This window comes from Pseudoalteromonas sp. APC 3694 (assembly GCF_030407565.1).
GTDB classification, from domain to species: domain Bacteria; phylum Pseudomonadota; class Gammaproteobacteria; order Enterobacterales; family Alteromonadaceae; genus Pseudoalteromonas; species Pseudoalteromonas tetraodonis.
This window is the reverse complement of the sequence record NZ_JASDDE010000027.1, coordinates 32,909-51,873: the sequence shown is the minus strand read 5'-3', so window position 1 is coordinate 51,873 and position 18,965 is coordinate 32,909. Positions and strand designations below refer to the sequence as shown.

The 18,965-nt window shown below is 41.1% G+C and carries 21 protein-coding genes; 5 read left to right on the top strand and 16 right to left on the bottom strand.

Annotation, left to right across the window (positions count from 1 at the left end):
- Nucleotides 1-79 precede the first annotated feature (79 nt).
- Nucleotides 80-499: an MAPEG family protein gene (locus tag QMA00_RS10935; RefSeq protein WP_036982878.1), complete on the top strand. Its 420-nt coding sequence runs from the start codon at nt 80-82 to the stop codon at nt 497-499.
- A gap of 52 nt (nt 500-551) precedes the next feature.
- On the opposite strand, the gene yddG is transcribed toward QMA00_RS10935, so the two are convergent.
- The 3 genes from yddG to QMA00_RS10920 form a co-directional block, all read right to left on the bottom strand.
- On the bottom strand, nt 552-1,454 hold the full coding sequence (gene yddG / locus QMA00_RS10930) for an aromatic amino acid DMT transporter YddG (protein ID WP_290157217.1): 903 nt from the start codon (nt 1,452-1,454) through the stop codon (nt 552-554).
- A 182-nt stretch (nt 1,455-1,636) separates the two neighbouring features.
- A complete protein-coding gene (locus tag QMA00_RS10925; RefSeq protein WP_036982874.1) occupies nt 1,637-3,484 on the bottom strand; it encodes an ABC transporter ATP-binding protein in 1,848 nt (615 codons plus the stop codon).
- 110 nt (nt 3,485-3,594) lie between these two features.
- Nucleotides 3,595-3,783 carry a phosphate-starvation-inducible PsiE family protein gene (locus tag QMA00_RS10920; protein ID WP_226915909.1) on the bottom strand — a complete coding sequence of 63 codons (189 nt, stop codon included), beginning with the start codon at nt 3,781-3,783 and terminating at the stop codon, nt 3,595-3,597.
- A 347-nt stretch (nt 3,784-4,130) separates the two neighbouring features.
- Between QMA00_RS10920 and QMA00_RS10915 the strand changes: the two genes are divergently transcribed.
- A complete protein-coding gene (locus QMA00_RS10915; protein WP_290157214.1) occupies nt 4,131-5,525 on the top strand; it encodes a M28 family metallopeptidase in 1,395 nt (464 codons plus the stop codon).
- Nucleotides 5,526-5,644: 119 nt separating this feature from the next.
- The gene (locus tag QMA00_RS10910; RefSeq protein ID WP_008110031.1) at nt 5,645-6,091 is read left to right on the top strand and encodes a DUF4826 family protein; all 447 of its coding nucleotides are present in this window, start codon (nt 5,645-5,647) and stop codon (nt 6,089-6,091) included.
- A 98-nt stretch (nt 6,092-6,189) separates the two neighbouring features.
- Here QMA00_RS10910 and QMA00_RS10905 read toward each other — a convergent pair whose 3' ends face one another.
- The 4 genes from QMA00_RS10905 to QMA00_RS10890 are packed head-to-tail and all read right to left on the bottom strand — an operon-like array spanning nt 6,190 to nt 9,101.
- Nucleotides 6,190-6,657, bottom strand: a complete 468-nt coding sequence (locus QMA00_RS10905; RefSeq protein ID WP_036982871.1) for a glycine zipper 2TM domain-containing protein — start codon at nt 6,655-6,657, stop codon at nt 6,190-6,192.
- Between the two features lie 16 nt (nt 6,658-6,673).
- Nucleotides 6,674-7,294, bottom strand: coding sequence for a penicillin-binding protein activator LpoB (gene lpoB, locus QMA00_RS10900; RefSeq protein ID WP_013464781.1), 621 nt, complete (start codon nt 7,292-7,294; stop codon nt 6,674-6,676).
- Between the two features lie 8 nt (nt 7,295-7,302).
- Nucleotides 7,303-7,728: a YcfL family protein gene (locus QMA00_RS10895; protein WP_036982869.1), complete on the bottom strand. Its 426-nt coding sequence runs from the start codon at nt 7,726-7,728 to the stop codon at nt 7,303-7,305.
- A gap of 8 nt (nt 7,729-7,736) precedes the next feature.
- Entirely contained in the window at nt 7,737-9,101 is a 1,365-nt protein-coding gene (locus QMA00_RS10890) for an adenine DNA methylase (RefSeq protein ID WP_076920965.1), read from the bottom strand.
- Between the two features lie 216 nt (nt 9,102-9,317).
- Between QMA00_RS10890 and QMA00_RS10885 the strand changes: the two genes are divergently transcribed.
- Nucleotides 9,318-10,193, top strand: coding sequence for a DMT family transporter (locus QMA00_RS10885; RefSeq protein WP_076920967.1), 876 nt, complete (start codon nt 9,318-9,320; stop codon nt 10,191-10,193).
- Here QMA00_RS10885 and QMA00_RS10880 read toward each other — a convergent pair.
- The 7 genes from QMA00_RS10880 to QMA00_RS10850 form a co-directional block, all read right to left on the bottom strand.
- On the bottom strand, nt 10,180-10,875 hold the full coding sequence (locus QMA00_RS10880; RefSeq protein ID WP_076920969.1) for a M15 family metallopeptidase: 696 nt from the start codon (nt 10,873-10,875) through the stop codon (nt 10,180-10,182). The two genes, QMA00_RS10885 and QMA00_RS10880, sit on opposite strands and share 14 nt — an antisense overlap.
- Entirely contained in the window at nt 10,875-12,005 is a 1,131-nt protein-coding gene (gene dapE / locus QMA00_RS10875; protein WP_033102505.1) for a succinyl-diaminopimelate desuccinylase, read from the bottom strand. The genes QMA00_RS10880 and dapE overlap by 1 nt, the downstream gene beginning before the upstream one ends.
- A complete protein-coding gene (locus QMA00_RS10870; RefSeq protein WP_076920970.1) occupies nt 12,005-12,349 on the bottom strand; it encodes an ArsC family reductase in 345 nt (114 codons plus the stop codon). The genes dapE and QMA00_RS10870 overlap by 1 nt, the downstream gene beginning before the upstream one ends.
- A gap of 4 nt (nt 12,350-12,353) precedes the next feature.
- The gene (locus QMA00_RS10865; RefSeq protein WP_016899914.1) at nt 12,354-12,851 is read right to left on the bottom strand and encodes a PTS glucose transporter subunit IIA; all 498 of its coding nucleotides are present in this window, start codon (nt 12,849-12,851) and stop codon (nt 12,354-12,356) included.
- A gap of 3 nt (nt 12,852-12,854) precedes the next feature.
- The gene (locus QMA00_RS10860; protein ID WP_076920972.1) at nt 12,855-13,241 is read right to left on the bottom strand and encodes an ACT domain-containing protein; all 387 of its coding nucleotides are present in this window, start codon (nt 13,239-13,241) and stop codon (nt 12,855-12,857) included.
- A gap of 221 nt (nt 13,242-13,462) precedes the next feature.
- Nucleotides 13,463-15,616: a phosphate acetyltransferase gene (gene pta / locus QMA00_RS10855; RefSeq protein WP_076920974.1), complete on the bottom strand. Its 2,154-nt coding sequence runs from the start codon at nt 15,614-15,616 to the stop codon at nt 13,463-13,465.
- 1 nt (nt 15,617) lies between these two features.
- Complete coding sequence (locus QMA00_RS10850) at nt 15,618-16,832, bottom strand: acetate kinase (protein ID WP_076920976.1); 1,215 nt, start codon at nt 16,830-16,832, stop codon at nt 15,618-15,620.
- Between the two features lie 253 nt (nt 16,833-17,085).
- Between QMA00_RS10850 and yfbV the strand changes: the two genes are divergently transcribed.
- Nucleotides 17,086-17,532 carry a terminus macrodomain insulation protein YfbV gene (yfbV, locus tag QMA00_RS10845; protein WP_036956398.1) on the top strand — a complete coding sequence of 149 codons (447 nt, stop codon included), beginning with the start codon at nt 17,086-17,088 and terminating at the stop codon, nt 17,530-17,532.
- Here yfbV and rlmA read toward each other — a convergent pair.
- Both rlmA and QMA00_RS10835 read right to left on the bottom strand, forming a co-directional pair.
- Nucleotides 17,516-18,319 carry a 23S rRNA (guanine(745)-N(1))-methyltransferase gene (gene rlmA / locus QMA00_RS10840; RefSeq protein WP_076920978.1) on the bottom strand — a complete coding sequence of 268 codons (804 nt, stop codon included), beginning with the start codon at nt 18,317-18,319 and terminating at the stop codon, nt 17,516-17,518. The genes yfbV and rlmA overlap by 17 nt on opposite strands.
- Entirely contained in the window at nt 18,316-18,963 is a 648-nt protein-coding gene (locus QMA00_RS10835) for an energy-coupling factor ABC transporter permease (RefSeq protein ID WP_013464794.1), read from the bottom strand. The genes rlmA and QMA00_RS10835 overlap by 4 nt, the downstream gene beginning before the upstream one ends.
- Nucleotides 18,964-18,965 lie beyond the last annotated feature (2 nt).

Genomic DNA, 18,965 nt, shown 5'->3' with positions numbered 1-18,965 from the left:
ACTATATACATCAGTGGCTTATCTTTGGCTTGATAGTTGCTGTAACTACTACTCTAATAACAACACAAAGGATTAAACAATGACCGATATAGCACATTCAGCGTTTATAGCATTTTATTTATATTTAATTATGATGTTAGTTCAGTGGGCAGTGGCGACGTTTAGTAAAGCCAAACAGCCTGGGGCTGTACCAGGAAAAATTGATAAAGACCTATCTCATGAGAGTTTTATATTTAGAGCGCATCGCACCTTTCATAACACATTAGAAAACAGTGCGTTATTTATAGGAACGGTTTTATTTGCCTTTGTGATGAATTACCACAGTTCGGTTTTTGCAATCTGTATTTGGGTTTACGTTATTGCACGTTTAATTCATATGGCACTGTATTACGCCATTGCCACAGAGAAAAACCCCAGCCCGCGTAGTTACTTCTTTTTAATCGGTGTGATTGCAAACATTGTGATGTTAGTGCTGTTAGGACTGCGATTAGCAAGCTAATTAAATGATTAAAGCGAAAAGCAGACAGTCTCTAGCTTTTCGCTTACTTATTTTATTGGGCTGGCTTTGTTTTTCGCGTCACCATAAAACACATTAATGAGCCTAATGTAACTAATACTACGCCTTGCCAAAATGCGTTGGTGAGCGATAGTGATAAGTAAATAGAGGCAAATAGCGTAGACAATACAGGAATAAAGTAAGACAAGGTGCCTAACAACACTAGGTTACCGCCAATTATTGCTTGGTTCCATAGTGCGTAACCTCCACCAATAACCACCCCTGCCAGCAATAAAGTAAAACTAGAATATACGTTAAACTCAAAGCTGGGTTCATTACTCAGTCCGTAACTTATCCATAAAGAGATTGCCGTGGCTGCAAAAAATACACTAATGGCATTTTTACCCTCGCTAAGTTTAACCGTTACACTGCAATACACAGCCCAAATAAACGCTGCTGCAAACGCCATAGAGTAGGGCAATGGGTTGTCGCTAATATTAACGGTTAATACAGCCATAGATAAACCACTGTTGCCTGCAATACACCATGCAACGCCTAAAAATGCAATCAGTATGCTCGGGTAGACTAATACGCTTACTTTAGTGCGGTTAACAATAATCGAAAATAAAATGGTTAACGCTGGCCAAAGGTAGTTAATAATTGCCATTTCTAACGCTTGCTGGCGACTATTTGCAAAGCCGAGGGATAACGCTAAACACATTTCGTAAATAACAAATAAGCTGCCACCAAAGACTAAATAGCGTTTTGGGTAATTGCTTAGACTTGGTACACCCATGACTAGTATTAAAAAAATCGCACTGACGCTGTAAATTAAAGCAGCACCGCCAATTGGGCTGAATAATTCTGATAAATCACGAATAAAGGCAGTTAAACTGCTCCAAAGTAAAATAGCGAGCACCCCATAGAGGGTGTATTTATGTTTGCTTAAAAATGACATGATGAATTGCTTGATGAATGATAAAAAGTCAGTCGCGAATGTGACATTTTAAAAACAGTGGGGCAAGAGGTAGACTATAAAATTCGACTAAATAACTATAAATAGCTTTAAAATCAAAGAATAAGTTTAATTTTAGTTAACAAGAGCAGGCTATAATAATAGCCCGCCCTCAATTAGTTTAATTACTCAACGCCAATAAAGCCGCCGGTTTGATGTGCCCAAAGAGCAGCATAAATGCCGCCTTGGGCAATTAATTCATCGTGACTGCCTTGCTCTACAACGCCGCCTTCATCAAGCACGATGAGTCTGTCCATTTGTGCAATGGTCGATAATCGATGGGCAATGGCGATTACTGTTTTACCTGTCATTAAATCATCTAAGCTTGCTTGAATAGCCGCTTCGACTTCTGAGTCTAAAGCGCTGGTGGCTTCATCAAGTATGAGGATTGGTGCGTTTTTAAGTAGTACGCGTGCAATGGCAATACGTTGGCGTTGACCACCTGATAGGGTGACCCCTCGTTCGCCTACTTGCGCATCAAAACCTTTATTGCCTTTGCTGTCTTCTAAATCGGTTATAAAATCAAGGGCTTTGGCTTGCTTAGTCGCATCGAGCATTTCGGCTTCTGTGGCATCGGGTCTGCCGTATAAAATGTTATCTTTTACTGAGCGATGTAGTAGGGATGTATCTTGGGTAACCATAGCAATATAGCGGCGAAGGCTTTCTTGGCTTACATCCGTAATATTTTGGCCATCAATACTAATGCTGCCTTTGTCGGTGTCGTAAAAGCGCAGCAACAAGTTAACTAATGTGGATTTACCCGCGCCAGAGCGACCCACTAAGCCGATTTTTTCACCGGGTTTAATGTTTAAGTTTAATCCGTTTATTACGGGGCCACGGTTATTTTCATTCGCGGCTTTACCGTAGTTAAAATGTACATTATTAAAGTCGATTGCCCCTTGGGTGACCTTTAACGTTTCGGCTTCTGGTTTGTCATCAACCGCAATAGGATTAGAAAGGGTGCGCATGCCATCAGCCACGGTGCCAATGTTTTCAAATAAGCTGCTAATTTCCCACATGATCCATTGGGCCATGCCATTGAGCCTTAACGATAAACTCAATGCCACGGCAATCGCTCCTGCACTAATGGCGCTTAACGACCATAAATACAAAGACACAGCTGCTACCGAAAACACTAACAAATAGTTTAAGCTTTGAATAACCACGTTTAAGCTGGTGACCAAGCGCATTTGTTTATAAACAGGCTGTAAAAATACATCCATACTTTGTTTAGCGTATTGTTCTTCGCGTTGAGTGTAAGAAAACAGCTTAATGGTTGAAATATTTGTGTAGCTGTCGACGATACGGCCGGTCATTTCTGAGCGTGCATCAGCTTGTGAACTTGCAATACTTTTTAATCGGGGTACAAAGTAAATTTGCACGCAAATATACAATGCTAACCACACTAATAATGGCAACATTAAACGCCAGTCTGAGGCGGCCACTAAAAACACCATTGAGCCAAAGTAAACAGCAATGTACATCAGTACATCAAGTAACTTAGTGACTGACTCACGTACTGCTAATGAGGTTTGTAATACTTTTGTAGCGATACGCCCAGCAAATTCGTTTTGATAAAAGCTGACACTTTGACGCAGTAGATAACGGTGTGCCAACCAACGAATCGACATAGGGTAATTCCCCAATAGCGCTTGGTGTAAAATAGCTGATCTAAAAAACACCACTACAGGCATGACGACTAAAAGCATTAACCCCATTTTTATTAACGCGGATTGTTGCTGCGAAAACAGCTCTTCAGGTGTGTACTCGCCAAGCCAGTCAACCAGTTGGCCCATATAACTAAATAAAGACACCTCTAAAATAGCGAGTAATGCGGCACTGAGCGACATAAGCACTAACGACAGTTCCATGCCTTTAGTGTAGTGACGACAAAATGCAAAAAGGGTTTTAGGAGGCTGAGATGGAGAACGCTCTGGGAACGGTTTAGTCATCCGTTCAAATAGTCGATACATATTAACTGCTTAATTAAATATTTATAAAGATGTCCCATTATACCATTGTAAAACACAAAGGCGCAGTGGGAATGAGGTGTGCGTCGGTTAACTTAAGTGGAGTTAACCGTTTATAGCTTAGTGTGGCCGGTTTTATTTTTTACCAGCCAATACGATATACCCAGTGCTAAAGTAACTAACGCAAGGCCAACAATTTGCTCTGAGGTCACTAATTTTAAATCGAGGACAATAATTTTACACGCCACAGCCATCAATGCGGTAGCAATAACCAGTTCAACGGGCAGCGAGCTAGAGCCCAAATATAACCGGATTTTAGTAAATCAGGGGATCAACATGATCCTCTGGTAATTTTTCGTGTTTCTTCATGTTATTTCAGCACCTTATTGATTAAATTAGCCTTTATAAAATGATAGCTGATTAATTTTGTTTAGCACTATATACGGTCAAAACAGTATAAGTGATTATTTTTATTAAAATAGTGTGCTTGAAAAGAGGACTTGTTTGGTGAGGGTTAAATTGTAAGTAAAATTCAAGGTGTTAATAATCTGTAATTAAGCGTGTGATTTTTAGTGTCTATCTCAAAAGGTTTGCGGTTATTGGTTTCTGCTGTCATGTTGGTAGCATTCATTATGAGGATAACAATGCGATGTCTTATTTAGGTTTAAAGTTAGTTAATCGACTTATAAAGTATGGTGTGTTGGCATCATTATGCTCTGTAACGCTTACAAGCTTTGCTGGCGAGTCTACACAACAAGCATCATTGCATAAAATTGCACAAGAAATTTCGGCGCAGCGTATTGAGAGTGATATTCAAACGCTGGTGGGTTTTGGTACGCGACATACGCTATCAGAGACTAAGTCTGATACACGTGGTATTGGCGCTGCAAGGCGTTGGATTAAAAAAGAATTTGAAGCGATTTCGGCACAATGTGGTGGCTGCTTAGAAATAATAGAGGTAAAACAAACCATTTCGGGAGAAAAGCGCATTCCTAACCCTGTAGAAGTGGTTAACATAATTGCGATTCAGCGCGGCAGTACTGAGCCTAATCGTATGGTGATGATGTCGGGTGATATAGACTCGCGCGTTAGTGATGTAATGGATTTTACCAGCGATGCGCCAGGTGCAAACGATAACGCTTCAGGGATTGCCGGTGTTATTGAGGCAGCGCGTGTTTTATCGAAATATACATTTAATGGCTCGGTTGTTTACGCGGCGCTCTCAGGTGAAGAGCAAGGTTTATTTGGCGGTAAAATTTTAACCGCTTATGCGCAAAAAAATAATTGGCAGGTTCATGGTGTTTTAAATAACGACATGATTGGTAATATTATCGGTATTAATGGCGTTACCGATAACACCACTGCACGTATTTTTTCAGAAGGGACGCGAGTGGTTGAAACCAAAGAGCAAGCGCGTACTCGTCGTTTTACAGGTGGCGAAGTTGACTCAGCGAGTCGTAATTTAGCGCGTTACATAGACACCATTGCCGATAAGTACATTGAAAATTTAGACACTATGCTGGTATACAGACTCGACCGATTTGCTCGAGGAGGGCATCATCGCCCATTTAATGATGCGGGCTTTGCGGCTGTACGTATAATGGAAACTAACGAGCATTACGACCGTCAACATCAAGACCTACGCACCGAAAATGGCATAGTGTACGGTGATACCATCGATGGGGTTGATTTTGATTACGCCGCAAAACTCACGTCATTGAATGCGGTGAGCCTAGCGTCAATGGCATGGGCACCAGCGCCACCGAAAGAAGTGAAAATTAGTGGTGCCGTACGCGCCAGTACCACACTTTCTTGGCAACCATCGGAAGATAAAAATATTGCCGGTTACAAAATTTACTGGCGCTATACGAGTGAGCCACAATGGCAATACAGCCAATGGGTTGATAATGTAAGCGAGTTTACGCTTAAAAATGTGGTTATTGATAACTACTATTTTGGCGTTGCTAGCGTGAATAAACAGGGTGTTGAATCGCCAGTGGTGTTCCCCGGTGATGTGGGGTCGTTTGATCACAACATAAAATAATCGGTTTGCTTAAAAACCCAGCAAACAGCTGCGAATAAGGTGTTAAGCACGCTATTTATGCTTGCGACTTATTTGTTATGCCCTTAAAGTGTAAACAAAGAAGTAAAAAGGTTATTAAAATGCAGCAACAAGAACAAAAACCATTAACACCAGAGCAGCAAGCTGAACTTCAGCAACAAGAAATTCAATGGCAGCGCGAATGCTTTCAAAATGCGCAAAAGCATTTAGCTGAAAAAGGCATTATGCCCAAAACATTGCTTGAAAAAGAAAGTCGCTTTTTAGCGCCTTTATGTGCGCTTTGGAAATTTAAAGCGCAAAACGGTAAAAGCTACTGGGTGATCACCGGTCGTTTACCAACCGATCACGCTGAAGCATCTGCAGCAAAAGATGCACGCGATGCTATGCGTTATTTTTCACTGCAGTGGCAGTTAAAGGCCGATCAAATTATTACCGCGGGTGCGCGAGATAAAACCCAAGCTGATTTTGCAAATTTACTGATTAACCGTGCACATGGTTTATATGAAATGCATGAAAACGAGCAGCTTTGGGCAAAAGAACCCGCTTAATAAATAAAAGTGAATACATTAAAAAAAACCTAACTTAGCGACCTAAGTTAGGTTTTTTGTTGGAACTTTAATAATTAAGCTCGAAACATAAATAGACTCTAATAAGCGCTATCTACGCGGACTGTGTTATTAGTTAAATAAATAAGGCGCACATTATCACCTTGGTGAAAAGGCATAGCGGGATCGTTGTCTTGAACCACCATAAATTGTTCACCACTTTCTACTTGTATTAGTAGTTCAACTAATTGGAGGTTTTCATAGCGTTGTGTCTGTTGCTGATTATGCGCAACATTACCACCAATCACTGATCCTAAAATCGTCGCTACTGTGCGACCGCTGCCACCACCAAACTGGTTACCAATAACACCCCCTAATAAGGCTCCGCCAAAGGTTTTCCAACCGTTACTTTTATCGTGAACCAATTGTTGCTCTGTAATGTTGCGCACCGACTTCACTTTACCAAATAGTACTTGCTGCACAGGAACGGCTTTATTGCGTTCATACTTGGCAAAAGTGGGGGCGCTAAATATTAATAAAGTGCATAAAAATAAGCTAAGTGTTTTCATGGTTCGCTCCTGTTAGTTACCAACCAAAGGTAGATTTTTCACGGGTTTTACGAATTTCAGTTTCGTCAGCCCATTCAACAAGGCCACTTTGCATATCCATTAAGCGCATTGTAAATTTGTAGTACACATCGGCTTTATCAGCATTGGATTTAACAATGCTCGATAGGTTACCGTACAGCATATATTGCGCACCAATTTGTTTACCAAAGGCCACCGCAGTGCTTGGATTGATCAGTGCATCTTCATTTTGAAATGTAAGTTGTTCACGAACCGCTTCTACACGGGTCATATCAACAAATCTAAATTTTCCACTGCGAAGTAATTGAGTCGAAATTGAGTCGGTAATTGACTCAGTGTCTATGTGTTCACTGGTTTTGTTTTTAATACGCTCAACAAATACCACAGGGCGTGTATTGGCAGTCATAGTACCAACCACTGGCGAACTGAGCAGTGAGTCGGTCATTTGCGAGGCTACTTTTTGTAGGTCGGTAGAGCCAAAGTTTATATCTGTGGTTTCTACGGCTTGGGCATCACCATAACTAACGACTGCTTTATTAGCACAGCCGGTTAGTGTGAGTGCGGCTAGGCCTAAAATTGCATAGCCAGAGAGTGATTTGAATTGTTTATTGATCATCATGGTTTCCTTTAATCTTTAAATTTTTGAGCTTCAGTAGACACTTCTCTTACAGCTAAAGAGAAAGTAACGGCATTAGGGCTAGGCGCGAGTCCTGCAAGCTGAGTTTTAGCAAAGCCAAATAATGTGAGGGCTTGCCACGGCGAGTGGTTGCCTTTAATTACAAAGCCATCTTTATCAAACCAGTTAAATTGATACTGTAAATATTGTGACTTTTTATAGGTACTCGCCAAGGTGACTACCACGTCGGTTAAGTTATTTGTTTGGCGGGTTTTTACATCACTAATTAATAGCTTTTTTGCTAACTGTGGATTGTTAACATTGAGCTGCTCTTTGTAGGCGTTGGTAGTTTGTTCAACTCCAATGCCTGAGGTTACAGGTCGGCTGCTACATGCACTAAGCATAAACAACGCAATAATGGGGAGTATGTATTTCATGATGGCTCCTAAAGTTGCACTACATGGGAGTTAAAATAGTTATTAACAGAGGTTAGGTAGATTAACGTTAACCTTTGCTTACTAACGGTAAAATTTATTGGCGGTTGTGAGCCAACATTTAAGGTATGTTCGCCTGCAGTCACTGCACTGCGGGCAAGACTAATTTGATTGGGTAAGGTAAGCCAGCTGCGGGTATCGGCTTGCTCAGAAGCAAGATTATATAAGTTTGCTAAAATATTCCCCACATCACCGCCACTGCGGGCAAGCTCAGCGCGCAGCTTTTCTTTCGCCACTAAGCGCAATATTTGCCTCGATACGCGCCCAGCAACTTGCTGCTCTAACGTTTTAGCGGCCAGTGCTTCTAAGTGCACTAGCGGGCTTAGTGATAATAAATGGTCATTAATTTTGACGTTGTTAACGGTGCTTACATAAGCATTATTTATATAAATGGGCATTGCGAGGCTATAAAATCGGGCGTCTCCTTGTGAAGTATAAATGGGTAATCGTAATTTAAATTCGTGTTGTTTTGGTATCAGGCCTTGTTCGAATAATATAACCACTTCGCCTTGGTTTTTTTCTAAGGTATTTACTTCACCAAACTGGCGTTTAAATTGGTTATAGTCATCGGCAAAACCTTGCTGCTTAGCAAGACGCAGTACATCGTGTTGTAAATACGGATTGTTAGGTTGTATTTCGAGTGCTTTTTTATAGTCTATGTAGGCATCATCACCTTGCTTTGCCGTTTCATATAGCAACCCTGATAAGTAAAACGTGTACGCATTTTGAAAGCCATTTTTGACCGAGCGAATTAAGTTATCCATATCGGGATAGTGTTGCTGTGCTTGGGCAACCGCATTATCAAATTCGCTTTGATTATTTAATAGTTCATCAACTTGTACTTTATTAGCACGGCGTATTTCAACTAAGGCGCTTTCAATATCATGTTTATAGACATAATTGAGCGCTTTGTAGCTATGCAACATACTCATTTCGTAGGCGGGCGGTGTATAACTAATAGCTGAGTCGTTGGTTAACAGCGCATTACTTTGCTCAAGCCCAGCACTTACTTGTATTTTTGCAGCTTGGCGCTTAGATTGCATTTGTTGATAGACAGTTTCAAAATGAACTTGTGCGTTATCGGGGTTATTGGCTAAATCCGCGATACGGCCTTGTTCTAATTGGCTCAATAAATAATTACTGTGTGTTTTGCTGTTTTTGCTTATTAAGGAGCGTGCACTCTCAATATTATTATTCGTAATGGCTTGTCTAATAGGGGTGGTATTAGTGGCGTAATCATTAAAGAGATCGTCAAAGCCAATGGTGCTGCAACCACTTACAATAAAGCAAAGACTAAAAATTAAAATGTGACGCACGCGCACTCCTTCTTATTTATTCTGTAAGGTTAACATACTGCCAATAAATACAAGTGTGAAAGATTGTAAAAAAGCGTAGTGTATAAACATAGAACAAAAACCCTTAATAAAAACTTTATCATTTAAAAAATAACCATGGTAACGTTTACAACATTGGACGTTAATTTAATCGGTATATAAATACGGTACATATTTATCAATACGTTAGGAATTAATTTGAAAGCAACACTGTTTACTATTATCGCGTTAGTTGCCTTTGCTGCAAATTCGTTATTATGTCGGTTAGCGTTGGCGCAGGGCTACATTGATGCGTGGAATTTTACCGTTATTAGGTTACTGAGCGGGGCAGTGTGTTTGACCATTATTATGCTGCTCTATACTAGGCAATTAAATAAAAATGCACAATTAAGTAGTTCTGTTATTAAAGATACCGGCAGTTGGCGAAGCAGTGTGAGCTTGCTGATATACGCGCTGTGCTTTTCTATAGCTTATATGGAGCTTGATACCGGTATGGGCGCGCTTATTTTATTCTCGGCGGTGCAATTTACAATGATTGGCTGGGGCATATATAAACAAGAGCGTTTAAGTGCTGTGCAATGGCTTGCATTTATAGTGGCGTTTGCGGCATTTGTTTACTTAATGCTGCCCTCACAGACAGCACCACCGCTGATGGCTGCATTATTAATGAGTATAAGTGGCATTGCGTGGGGAATTTACAGTATTCGTGGCAAGGCGTGTGTGTCGCCGCTAAGAGCCACTACCTTTAATTTTATTCGTAGTTTATTAGTGCTACCTATTTTAATTGTGGTGGGAATGAGCCAGCTTAAAAATATACGTATCGAAGGGGCGTTACTTGCAATAGCCTCAGGTGCCATCGCATCTGGCGTAGGGTACAGTATTTGGTATGTGGCTATGCCACTATTAAAGAGCACGCATGCAGCCATAGTGCAGTTATGCGTACCCGTTTTGGCGGCTATTGCAGGGGCAGTGTTTTTATCAGAGACATTAACTGTACAATTTATGCTCCCCAGCAGTATCATTTTACTAGCGGTATTGGTTTTTACGTTAAATAAAAAGACTAAAACTGCTTAGCTGGTGGACTTACATTGATCACAAAGCGTTCATACAATGCAGGTAAGTGGGTTAAAATAGCGTCTTTACCTAATAAATCACTGTGTTTAATGCAGTCGTGCAACACTTCTGGCGTAAGGTGACGAATAAGCTGCGCTGATTGCGCTATATGGCTAATATGCCAAAGTTCTGGGGCAACACCACCCAAGTCATACTGGTAAGGTCGATAAAACCCAAATTCTGCTAGATGAGTGTCTAGCCATTGGCTTAGTTTAGCAAAAGGCCCACCGTGCTGATATTCATTAGGGCTCAATTGCAAAACATAATCGTCACTCACTGCGCCTTTATCGTAAATATCTAAATCAGTCCCTAAATGATGGCGACTCGCCCCCGGTAGCGCAGAATAAAGCATAATGGCAATGCATTTATCAATATCACTGAGCGAATTAATATCAACGTGTTGCTGCGCTTTGTTTAATACCGGCCGCTTAGCGGAAAATTTAGCGTTCCAAATAGCCGATTGACGATTAAAATCCCGAAAACTTGATGCAATACATAAATCAAAGCCTGCTGATGCAGCTGCAGTTTGCAGTGCAATAAAGTCGTTGACAATATTGGCATGCAAATAATGGTTTTGTATGGCGACTAAATGTGCATCACTTTGGCCAGTGATGCATTGTATGAGTTCTTTATTTGCAGTCATTAAGTTAACAGGTGCTCTAATATTTGTTCGTAAATATCGGCCAGCGCGATTAGGTCGTCGGTGCTAACACACTCGTCCACTTTATGAATAGTGGCATTACGTGGCCCTAATTCAATAACTTTAGCACCCGTTTGTGCGATAAAACGACCATCTGAGGTGCCACCTGTTGTTTCTAAGTTAGTGGTTAACCCCGTTACCGATTTAATCGCGGCTACGGTGGCATCAACCAATGGGCCGTGATCGGTTAAAAACGGCAAGCCATTCACAATCCAATTGAGTTCATAATTTAAATTGTGTTTTTGTAAAATGGAATTTACTTTTTGTTGCAGTTGTTGATGAGTAACTTCGGTACTAAATCTAAAATTAAATTGTACCTCTAGCTCCCCAGGGATCACATTGCCTGCGCCCGTACCGCCATTAATATTAGAGATTTGAAAGCTGGTGGCTGGAAAAAAGTCATTACCCATATCCCACACAGTTTGGCTTAACTCGGTTAAAGCTGGCGTGGCTAAATGAATTGGGTTTTGCGCTAAATGTGGATAGGCCACATGACCTTGCACGCCTTTTATAGTTAAAAACCCCGTGAGTGAACCACGACGACCATTTTTAACCACATCACCGAGTACATCGCGAGAAGAGGGTTCACCAACAAGGCACATATCAATTTTTTCACCGCGCTCTTCTAAAGTATCTATTACGCGGGTAGTGCCGTTGATAAAAGGGCCTTCTTCATCTGAGGTAATTAAAAACGAAATGGAGCCTTTGTGATCTGGATGCTTAGTCACAAAGCGTTCGGTTGCCACAATCATCGCTGCTAATGAGCCTTTCATGTCGGCAGCGCCACGGCCATGCAATAAGCCGTCTTCAATTAAGCCTGCAAAAGGCGGGTGCTGCCAGTTTTTTTCAGGCCCAGTGGGCACCACATCAGTATGACCGGCAAAACAAAAATGAGGTGATTGCGTGCCTTTTCGTGCCCATGTGTTTAGGGTATCGGTAAAAAATAGCGATTCGATGTCAAAGCCAATTGCACTTAGACGCTCATTCATCATGTGTTGGCAGCCTGCATCTTCAGGGGTAACCGACTCTCGCTGAATTAAAGCTTGGGCTAGGGTAATTACTGGATGGGTCATTATTTAAAGATCTCATCGTATTGGGCTGCTTTAAAGCCTAAGTGATATTGCCCATTATTAATAAGAACAGGGCGTTTAATCATTGCAGGTTGTTCAACCAATATATCGATAGCAGTTTGCTTAGTTAAGCTTTGCTTTTGCTCATCCGACAGCGCTCTGTATGTTGTGCCACGTTTATTAACAAGTTGTTCCCAGTCAATATGCTCTGCAAAATCGCTAACCATTTTATGATTAACGCCATCTTTACGATAGTCATGGAAAGTGAACGCGATGTCATTATCGCTTAGGTATTTTTTTGCTTTTTTAATTGTATCGCAGTTGCTAATGCCATAGAGAGTGATCATAAATCTACTTCTTTTTAATAATAGTTAATAAGGTATCTACACCGGCATTAACTTGCGGGTGAGAATAATGAAAAGTGCCTAAATTATGGCCATTGAGAATTATGAGGCTGGCTAAAATAGGCGAGTCGAGCTCACGTAAATCAAAATAGGCAAGGCGTTGGCCTTTGGTTATTTTGCTGCCGTTAAGCTGAGCAATATGAGTATGCGTAAGTGTTTGTGAATCGGGCACCGCTAGGTTTATTAATACTTTTAAGCCGTTGTTGGCTTTTAAAATAAATTCACAACCGGCACTTTTTACTTGCAGTAAGGTGCCATTAAAGGGTGATAACACTTTATGACTCGATAAGCTAACAACAATACCCGGGCCGAGTGTACCAAAACGAAAAAAGGGTTGTGGATGCTCTTCCATTGGCATCACTTTACCACTGAACGGGCTCGTGATTTGTATCGCGTTTCGGCCAATTTTATTTTTAGTTAAATAGCTAACGTCTTCAGATTTCATTATTTATTGAGTTACCACGTTGTAGCCATCGGCTTTAAGGGCTGTAATTGCTTTGGTGACCGTTTGTTTTTTTACTAAAATATAGTCGGTATCGTAGGTCGATATCGAAAAAATGGACACGCCGGCTCTGGCTAACACGCCTGAGAGATTTGCCATAATGCCAGTTAACGAAAATCCTAAAGGGCCTATTACTTCCAGTGCTTGCCAATTAGATTCAGTGTCTTGGCTATCAATAATAAAGTCGACAGGGCAAACAACTGACAGTTCATCATGCGTTTTTGAGATAAAAAATAACGGTTGCTTTAACAGCGCAGGCGGTATGTCAGCTTCAAGGGCTAAACTATGAATAGATAACACGGTGCTGTGTAATTGTAATGTTTGTTTTGACATTAAACGTATCGCCAGCAGCAAAATAATAGCTTTATAGTATAGAGTATTGAAGCTAAATTAAAGGCTCAAATTTAGGCAGTGCTATATTTTTATTAGCTAAAAAATAATTGTCCACAATTTCTGTGGATAAGCTTGGGGGTTGTGAGGTATAAATAGCCTAACCAGTTAATTATTAAATAAAAAATGGCTAGGCTATAAAAAGGGCAAGTTAATTATAGGCCTTAATTAAGCGCTTCTACTTGCGCCGCCTGAATGGCTGTTAAAGCAATGGTATACACAATATCGTCAACTAATGCGCCACGGCTTAAGTCGTTAACAGGTTTGCGCATCCCTTGTAACATAGGACCAATACTGATCAAATCGGCACTTCGTTGCACTGCTTTGTAGGTGGTATTACCCGTATTTAAATCAGGGAAAATAAACACGGTTGCTTTACCGGCAACCGGGCTATCTGGCGCTTTTTTAATAGCTACACTTTCCATAATGGCCGCATCGTATTGCAATGGCCCATCGATAATGAGATCAGGACGCTTTTGTTGGGCAATTTTTGTTGCTTCGCGGACTTTTTCTACATCAGCGCCACTGCCCGAATTACCCGTGCTGTAACTTATCATTGCTACACGAGGTTCTATGCCAAATGCGGCAGCAGAATCGGCAGATTGAATTGCAATGTCGGCTAGTTGTTCAGCATTAGGATCGGGATTAATAGCGCAATCACCATAAACAAGCACTTGATCAGGCAATAGCATAAAAAACACTGATGAGACTAATGATGAACCCGGTGCGGTTTTAATCAACTGTAAAGGTGGGCGAATGGTATTAGCCGTGGTATTGACTGCACCCGATACCAGGCCATCGACTTTCCCTTGTTCTAGCATCATGGTGCCCAGTACCACGTTATCTTGCAATTGTTCCTTTGCAATAACGTCAGTTAAGCCTTTGTTTTTACGAATTTCCACCATAGGTGCTACGTAGTCATTTATAATACTGTTTGGCTCTATTACAGTTACATGCTCGTTAAGCTCAATGCCTTGTTGCTCAGCTATACGTAATATTTCATCACGATCACCTAATAAAATTGTTTTAGCAATGCCGCGCTGGCCACAAATAGCAGCGGCTTTAATGGTTCTAGGTTCGTTACCTTCAGGCAGTACAATTGTTTTTTCGGCTTTACGAGCTTTTTCAGTTAATAAATACCTAAAGGCAGGAGGGGATAGTTTTCGGGTTTTTCCCACACTTTTAGCTAAGGTATCTAACCAATCAGAATCGATATGTGCAGCGTTATGATCTTTTACTTTTTCTATGCGTTGTTCATCGTCGCTAGGCACTTCTAGGTTAAAGTTATGCAGCAATAAAGAAGTGCGCCAGGTATCGCCCTCGGTTGCCAAAATTGGCAGACCAGTTTGCATAGCTTGTTCGCATAGCGCCATAATACGCGGCTCAGGCTCAAAACCACCGGTAAGTAAAATTGCACCTAGTTTTGTGCCATTCATGGCCGATAAGCAAGCTGCAACGAGTATATCTGAGCGATCGCCAGGGGTAACCAATAACGCACCTGGCGTAAAATAGTTTAAAATATTGGATACCGTGCGGGCACAAAATGTAATTCGTCTGAGTCGGCGGTGCACCATATCGCCTTCGTTAATAATAGTGGCTTTTAAATAGGCACTTAAATCTTTAACACGTGGGGCAACCAGTTCAAAATCCCACGGAATAGCGCCGAGTAACATAAACGGGTTTTTTCTAAAAATAGGTAAAGAAGCTAAGCGGTTTAATTCGTTATCAAGCGCTTCTGGCTTATAGGTATCGACTAAATCGGCGCGAGCACGACCTTCCTCATCAAGGGGGGCGTTTACTTTATTAAAAATACAGCCAAGCACGCGAGGGTGGTCAATACCACCATAGTTACCAGCGGCTATTTCTAGGCGGTCTTCAATTTGAGTAATGTTGTAATTGCCAGGGGTAAGTACAAAAACGATATCCGCCCCTAAAGTTTGTGCGATTTCGCGATTTACTCTCCCCGCATACGGTTGGCGACGAGTAGGCACCATGCCTTCAATAATTGCCACTTCATCATCGTTAATTTTACTTTGAAAACGCTCTACAATTTCTTCTAGCAGGTCATCGCCTTTGCCATCGCCAATCATTTGCTCGGCGTAATCCAGCGCAAATGACGTAGGTGGATCAATAGGTGAGCCTTGGGTAACAATTTGTGTTGACTTTTCTGGGCCTGTTTCACCCGCGCGTGGTTGAGCTATAGGTTTAAAAAAATTAACTTTAACAGTTTTCTGTTCCAGCGCCCTTACCAAACCCACCGATACTGAGGTTAAACCAACCCCAGTTGAAACGGGGATCAACATAATACGACGAGCCATATTATAACTCCTTGGTGATGTTTGCGGCATCAAGTGCGATCACCCATTCTTCGTTAGTGGGCATAACAACCGCTTTGCTACGTGAATCAGCGGTACTAATTAACCCAGCTTGGCCAAAACGTGCATCAAGGTTTGCTTGTGGGTCTAAATTAATACCTAAAAAGGCCAATTGTTTAAGTACTTTATCACGGATAATATCGGAATTTTCGCCAATACCGCCGGTAAAAATAACTGCGTCTAGCTGTTGCAGCGGGACCATGTAAGCGGCTATTTGTTTTGCGAGGCGGTAACAAAACATATTAAGTGCCAGCATAGCTTGCTGGTTGCCTGCAATAGCGGCTTCTTCTATGGTACGACAATCGTTAGACAACTCGCTTATGCCTAATAAACCACTTTTTTGATTGAGTAAGTCATCAATTTGCTGAGCAGTGTAATCGAGTTGCGTGGTTAAAAAGTTAAATAGGCCCGGATCAATGTCGCCACAGCGCGTACCCATAATAAGCCCTTCAAGCGGGGTTAACCCCATACTGGTATCAACACTTTTGCCATTTTTAATCGCACACACTGAGCAGCCGTTGCCTAAGTGGGCGCTAATAAAGTTACTGTTTTCAATGGGAAGTGCCAACAACTTCGCAGTTTGTCCTGCCACATAAAAATGGCTGGTGCCATGAAAACCATAGCGCCTAACACCAAAGTCTTTATAAAGCTGATAAGGAAGGGCATAAAGATAAGCGACTTCATCCATTGTTTGATGAAATGCCGTGTCGAACACGGCTACTTGCGGTAAATTTTTAAATGATGCTTGCGCTGATGAAATACCCAGTAAGTTAGCGTGGCCATGCAAAGGTGCTAGCGTGGCTGCTTGCGTGATACCTGCAGTAACGCGTTCGTCAATTAATACTGATTGGGTAAAATGCTCACCGCCATGCACAACACGATGACCAACAGCAACTAGTTGCTCATCAAGATTGTGATCTTTTATTAAATCAACCAGCGTATCAATCACATGCGCGTGTGCCTGATTAGCAGCAAGTTTAATGGTGGTCTTTTCTCCCTTAAATTTATATTTTATTGAGGGAGCATCTGCACCTAGGCGCTCAGCTAAACCTGAAATAATGTCTTTTCCTGTGTTTGCATCAATAATTGCAAACTTTAAACTTGAGCTTCCACAATTAAGTACCAAAACATGGTTTGGTTTTTTTGGGAGAGTTGGCATAGAATCATTTTCCATTTAAATATTAATCAGTACACTTGGTTGATATATAAGCATTGTAGGCTTAAATGGGTCTAGACTAAAGTGTAGTTGACTTTATTAAAAGGGCTTTGTGGAATTCTTTCTATAATTTATGCTTTTTGTGAGTTTTACTAATGAAATTAAGCATTTTTACCGATAAAGTGAGAGTTGTGTTACACTTTTATAAGCAAGATGCTTTTACAAGTGTTAAATGCCGTGATTGTGAGGATTTATAATGCAAAAAAGTGTGATATCACAAGTTCAATTAGGGCGCGCTTATGCTAAAACATGGCCTATGCGTAAAGAGGTCGCGCCATTATTTGCCGAGTTTAAAGTGATCAGAGCAACCGAGCTTGCGATTACAGTAATGCCTATTTTAGCCATGCTAACTTTGTTTTTTCAGCTTAATTATTTAGGCCCTGATTTTTTACCTCAAGCTATTGCCAGTAGTCTATTTTTTATCTCCTTGCCGTTACAAGGACTCTTATGGCTAGGTAAACGTGCGCAAACAGAATTAGAACCCGCTATGCTGCAATGGTACAACGAGTTGTTTGCAAAAATGGTCGCCAACGGTTACGACGCACAAATGGGGAAAAACAAGCCCCGCTATTTGGAGCTTGCTGAATTGTTAAAAGACATGTTTGATAAAATGGATAAAACCTTTACTAAAGAGCAGTTTTAACAAACTGGCTAATATAAAATGACAAGGTAACCTTATGATGCTGTTTTTGTTCAAGTGCCTGCCAATGCTCGGGTCTGAACTTCCATGCAAAGGGTGTCATCATTATTAAATTTCTTACGTCGCTAAATGTGAGTGACACTTGCTCTGTAATGAGCTGTTGCGATGATTGGTTAAAGCCTGTTGGCGTAGCAACTTCAGTATGTTCATTTACCGTATTATAGATATATTTTTTCAACTCTTTGAGGTGCATAGGCCCAGGGCTTGCCACCACTAAACAGCCATCCTCTTTCACAAGGCGAGAAAGTTCATCGTCGAACAAAGGGGCAAACACGCTAATTAACACATCAGCAAGGTGATCATTAAAGGGCGCGTGGCTTATTGATGCCACGCTAAATTGACATTGTTTGTATCGTTTTGCTGCGTATTTTACCGCCGACTTAGATATATCAACACCATACACAGTAGCTTGCGTGTTATTTGCTATAGCATGGGTGTAAAACCCCTCGCCACACCCTAAATCAATCACTATATTTGCATTGAGCGGTTTGACTAAATTAGCTAAGGCCGTCTGTAAAAATGCATAATGGCCTTGCCCTAAAAAAGAACGCCTTGCTTGTACCATTTCTAAAGAGTCACCGGGCTGTTTAGAGTTTTTATTTTGCACGGGGAGTAAGTTTACATAGCCTTCTTTGGCAAAATCAAAGCTGTGGTTATTATCACAGCGTAATGTTTTTTCATTAAGTGCCAATGGAAGTTTGCAAATAGGGCAATGGTAATGAAGACTCATGAGCCTAAATAGTCCTTATCAAAAAAAGTTTTTACCCAGTGCGGGCGATAGGTGATCATAACAGTTATTGCCATACCGTTTAGCATTGCTTCAGGAAACGCTAAAATAGGACTGAGATAAATGTAGTTTTCTGTTAGCTGATGCCAATTATATTCGCCAATTGCGTAATAAAAAACACCCCCGAGTATAATGTTAACGCAAGCAACAACACCAGCCGTTAAAAAGCTACAAACAAATATATAGATAAAAAAGTGTCGCGCTAAGTAGTGGTAACAAAGCATAAATACAAAGTAGCTTAATAATACTGGAATAAACGCACTTATTAGTAATTTTACCGCAATCAGCTCGAATGCTATTTGTCCAAAAGCAGTTAGCAGGGCTGTTGCTAATACACAACTTAAAATAGCCAGACGCCAGCCTAAAATCAGCGTAACAGCAGTAATGCCCAGTATATGAAGATCAAGACCAGGTAAAATACCGGCTTTTATACGCCATAGTAAAGCGAGCACCAGCGCGCAGGCAAACACACCGGTTTGCCTTGCTGGCGTATTAAATAAATTGGCGTATGTTGATTTATTAACACTTAAAAAGCCAATAACAATAACACCAATCCACAGTAATGCCTGTAATTGCACGCTTAGCATAA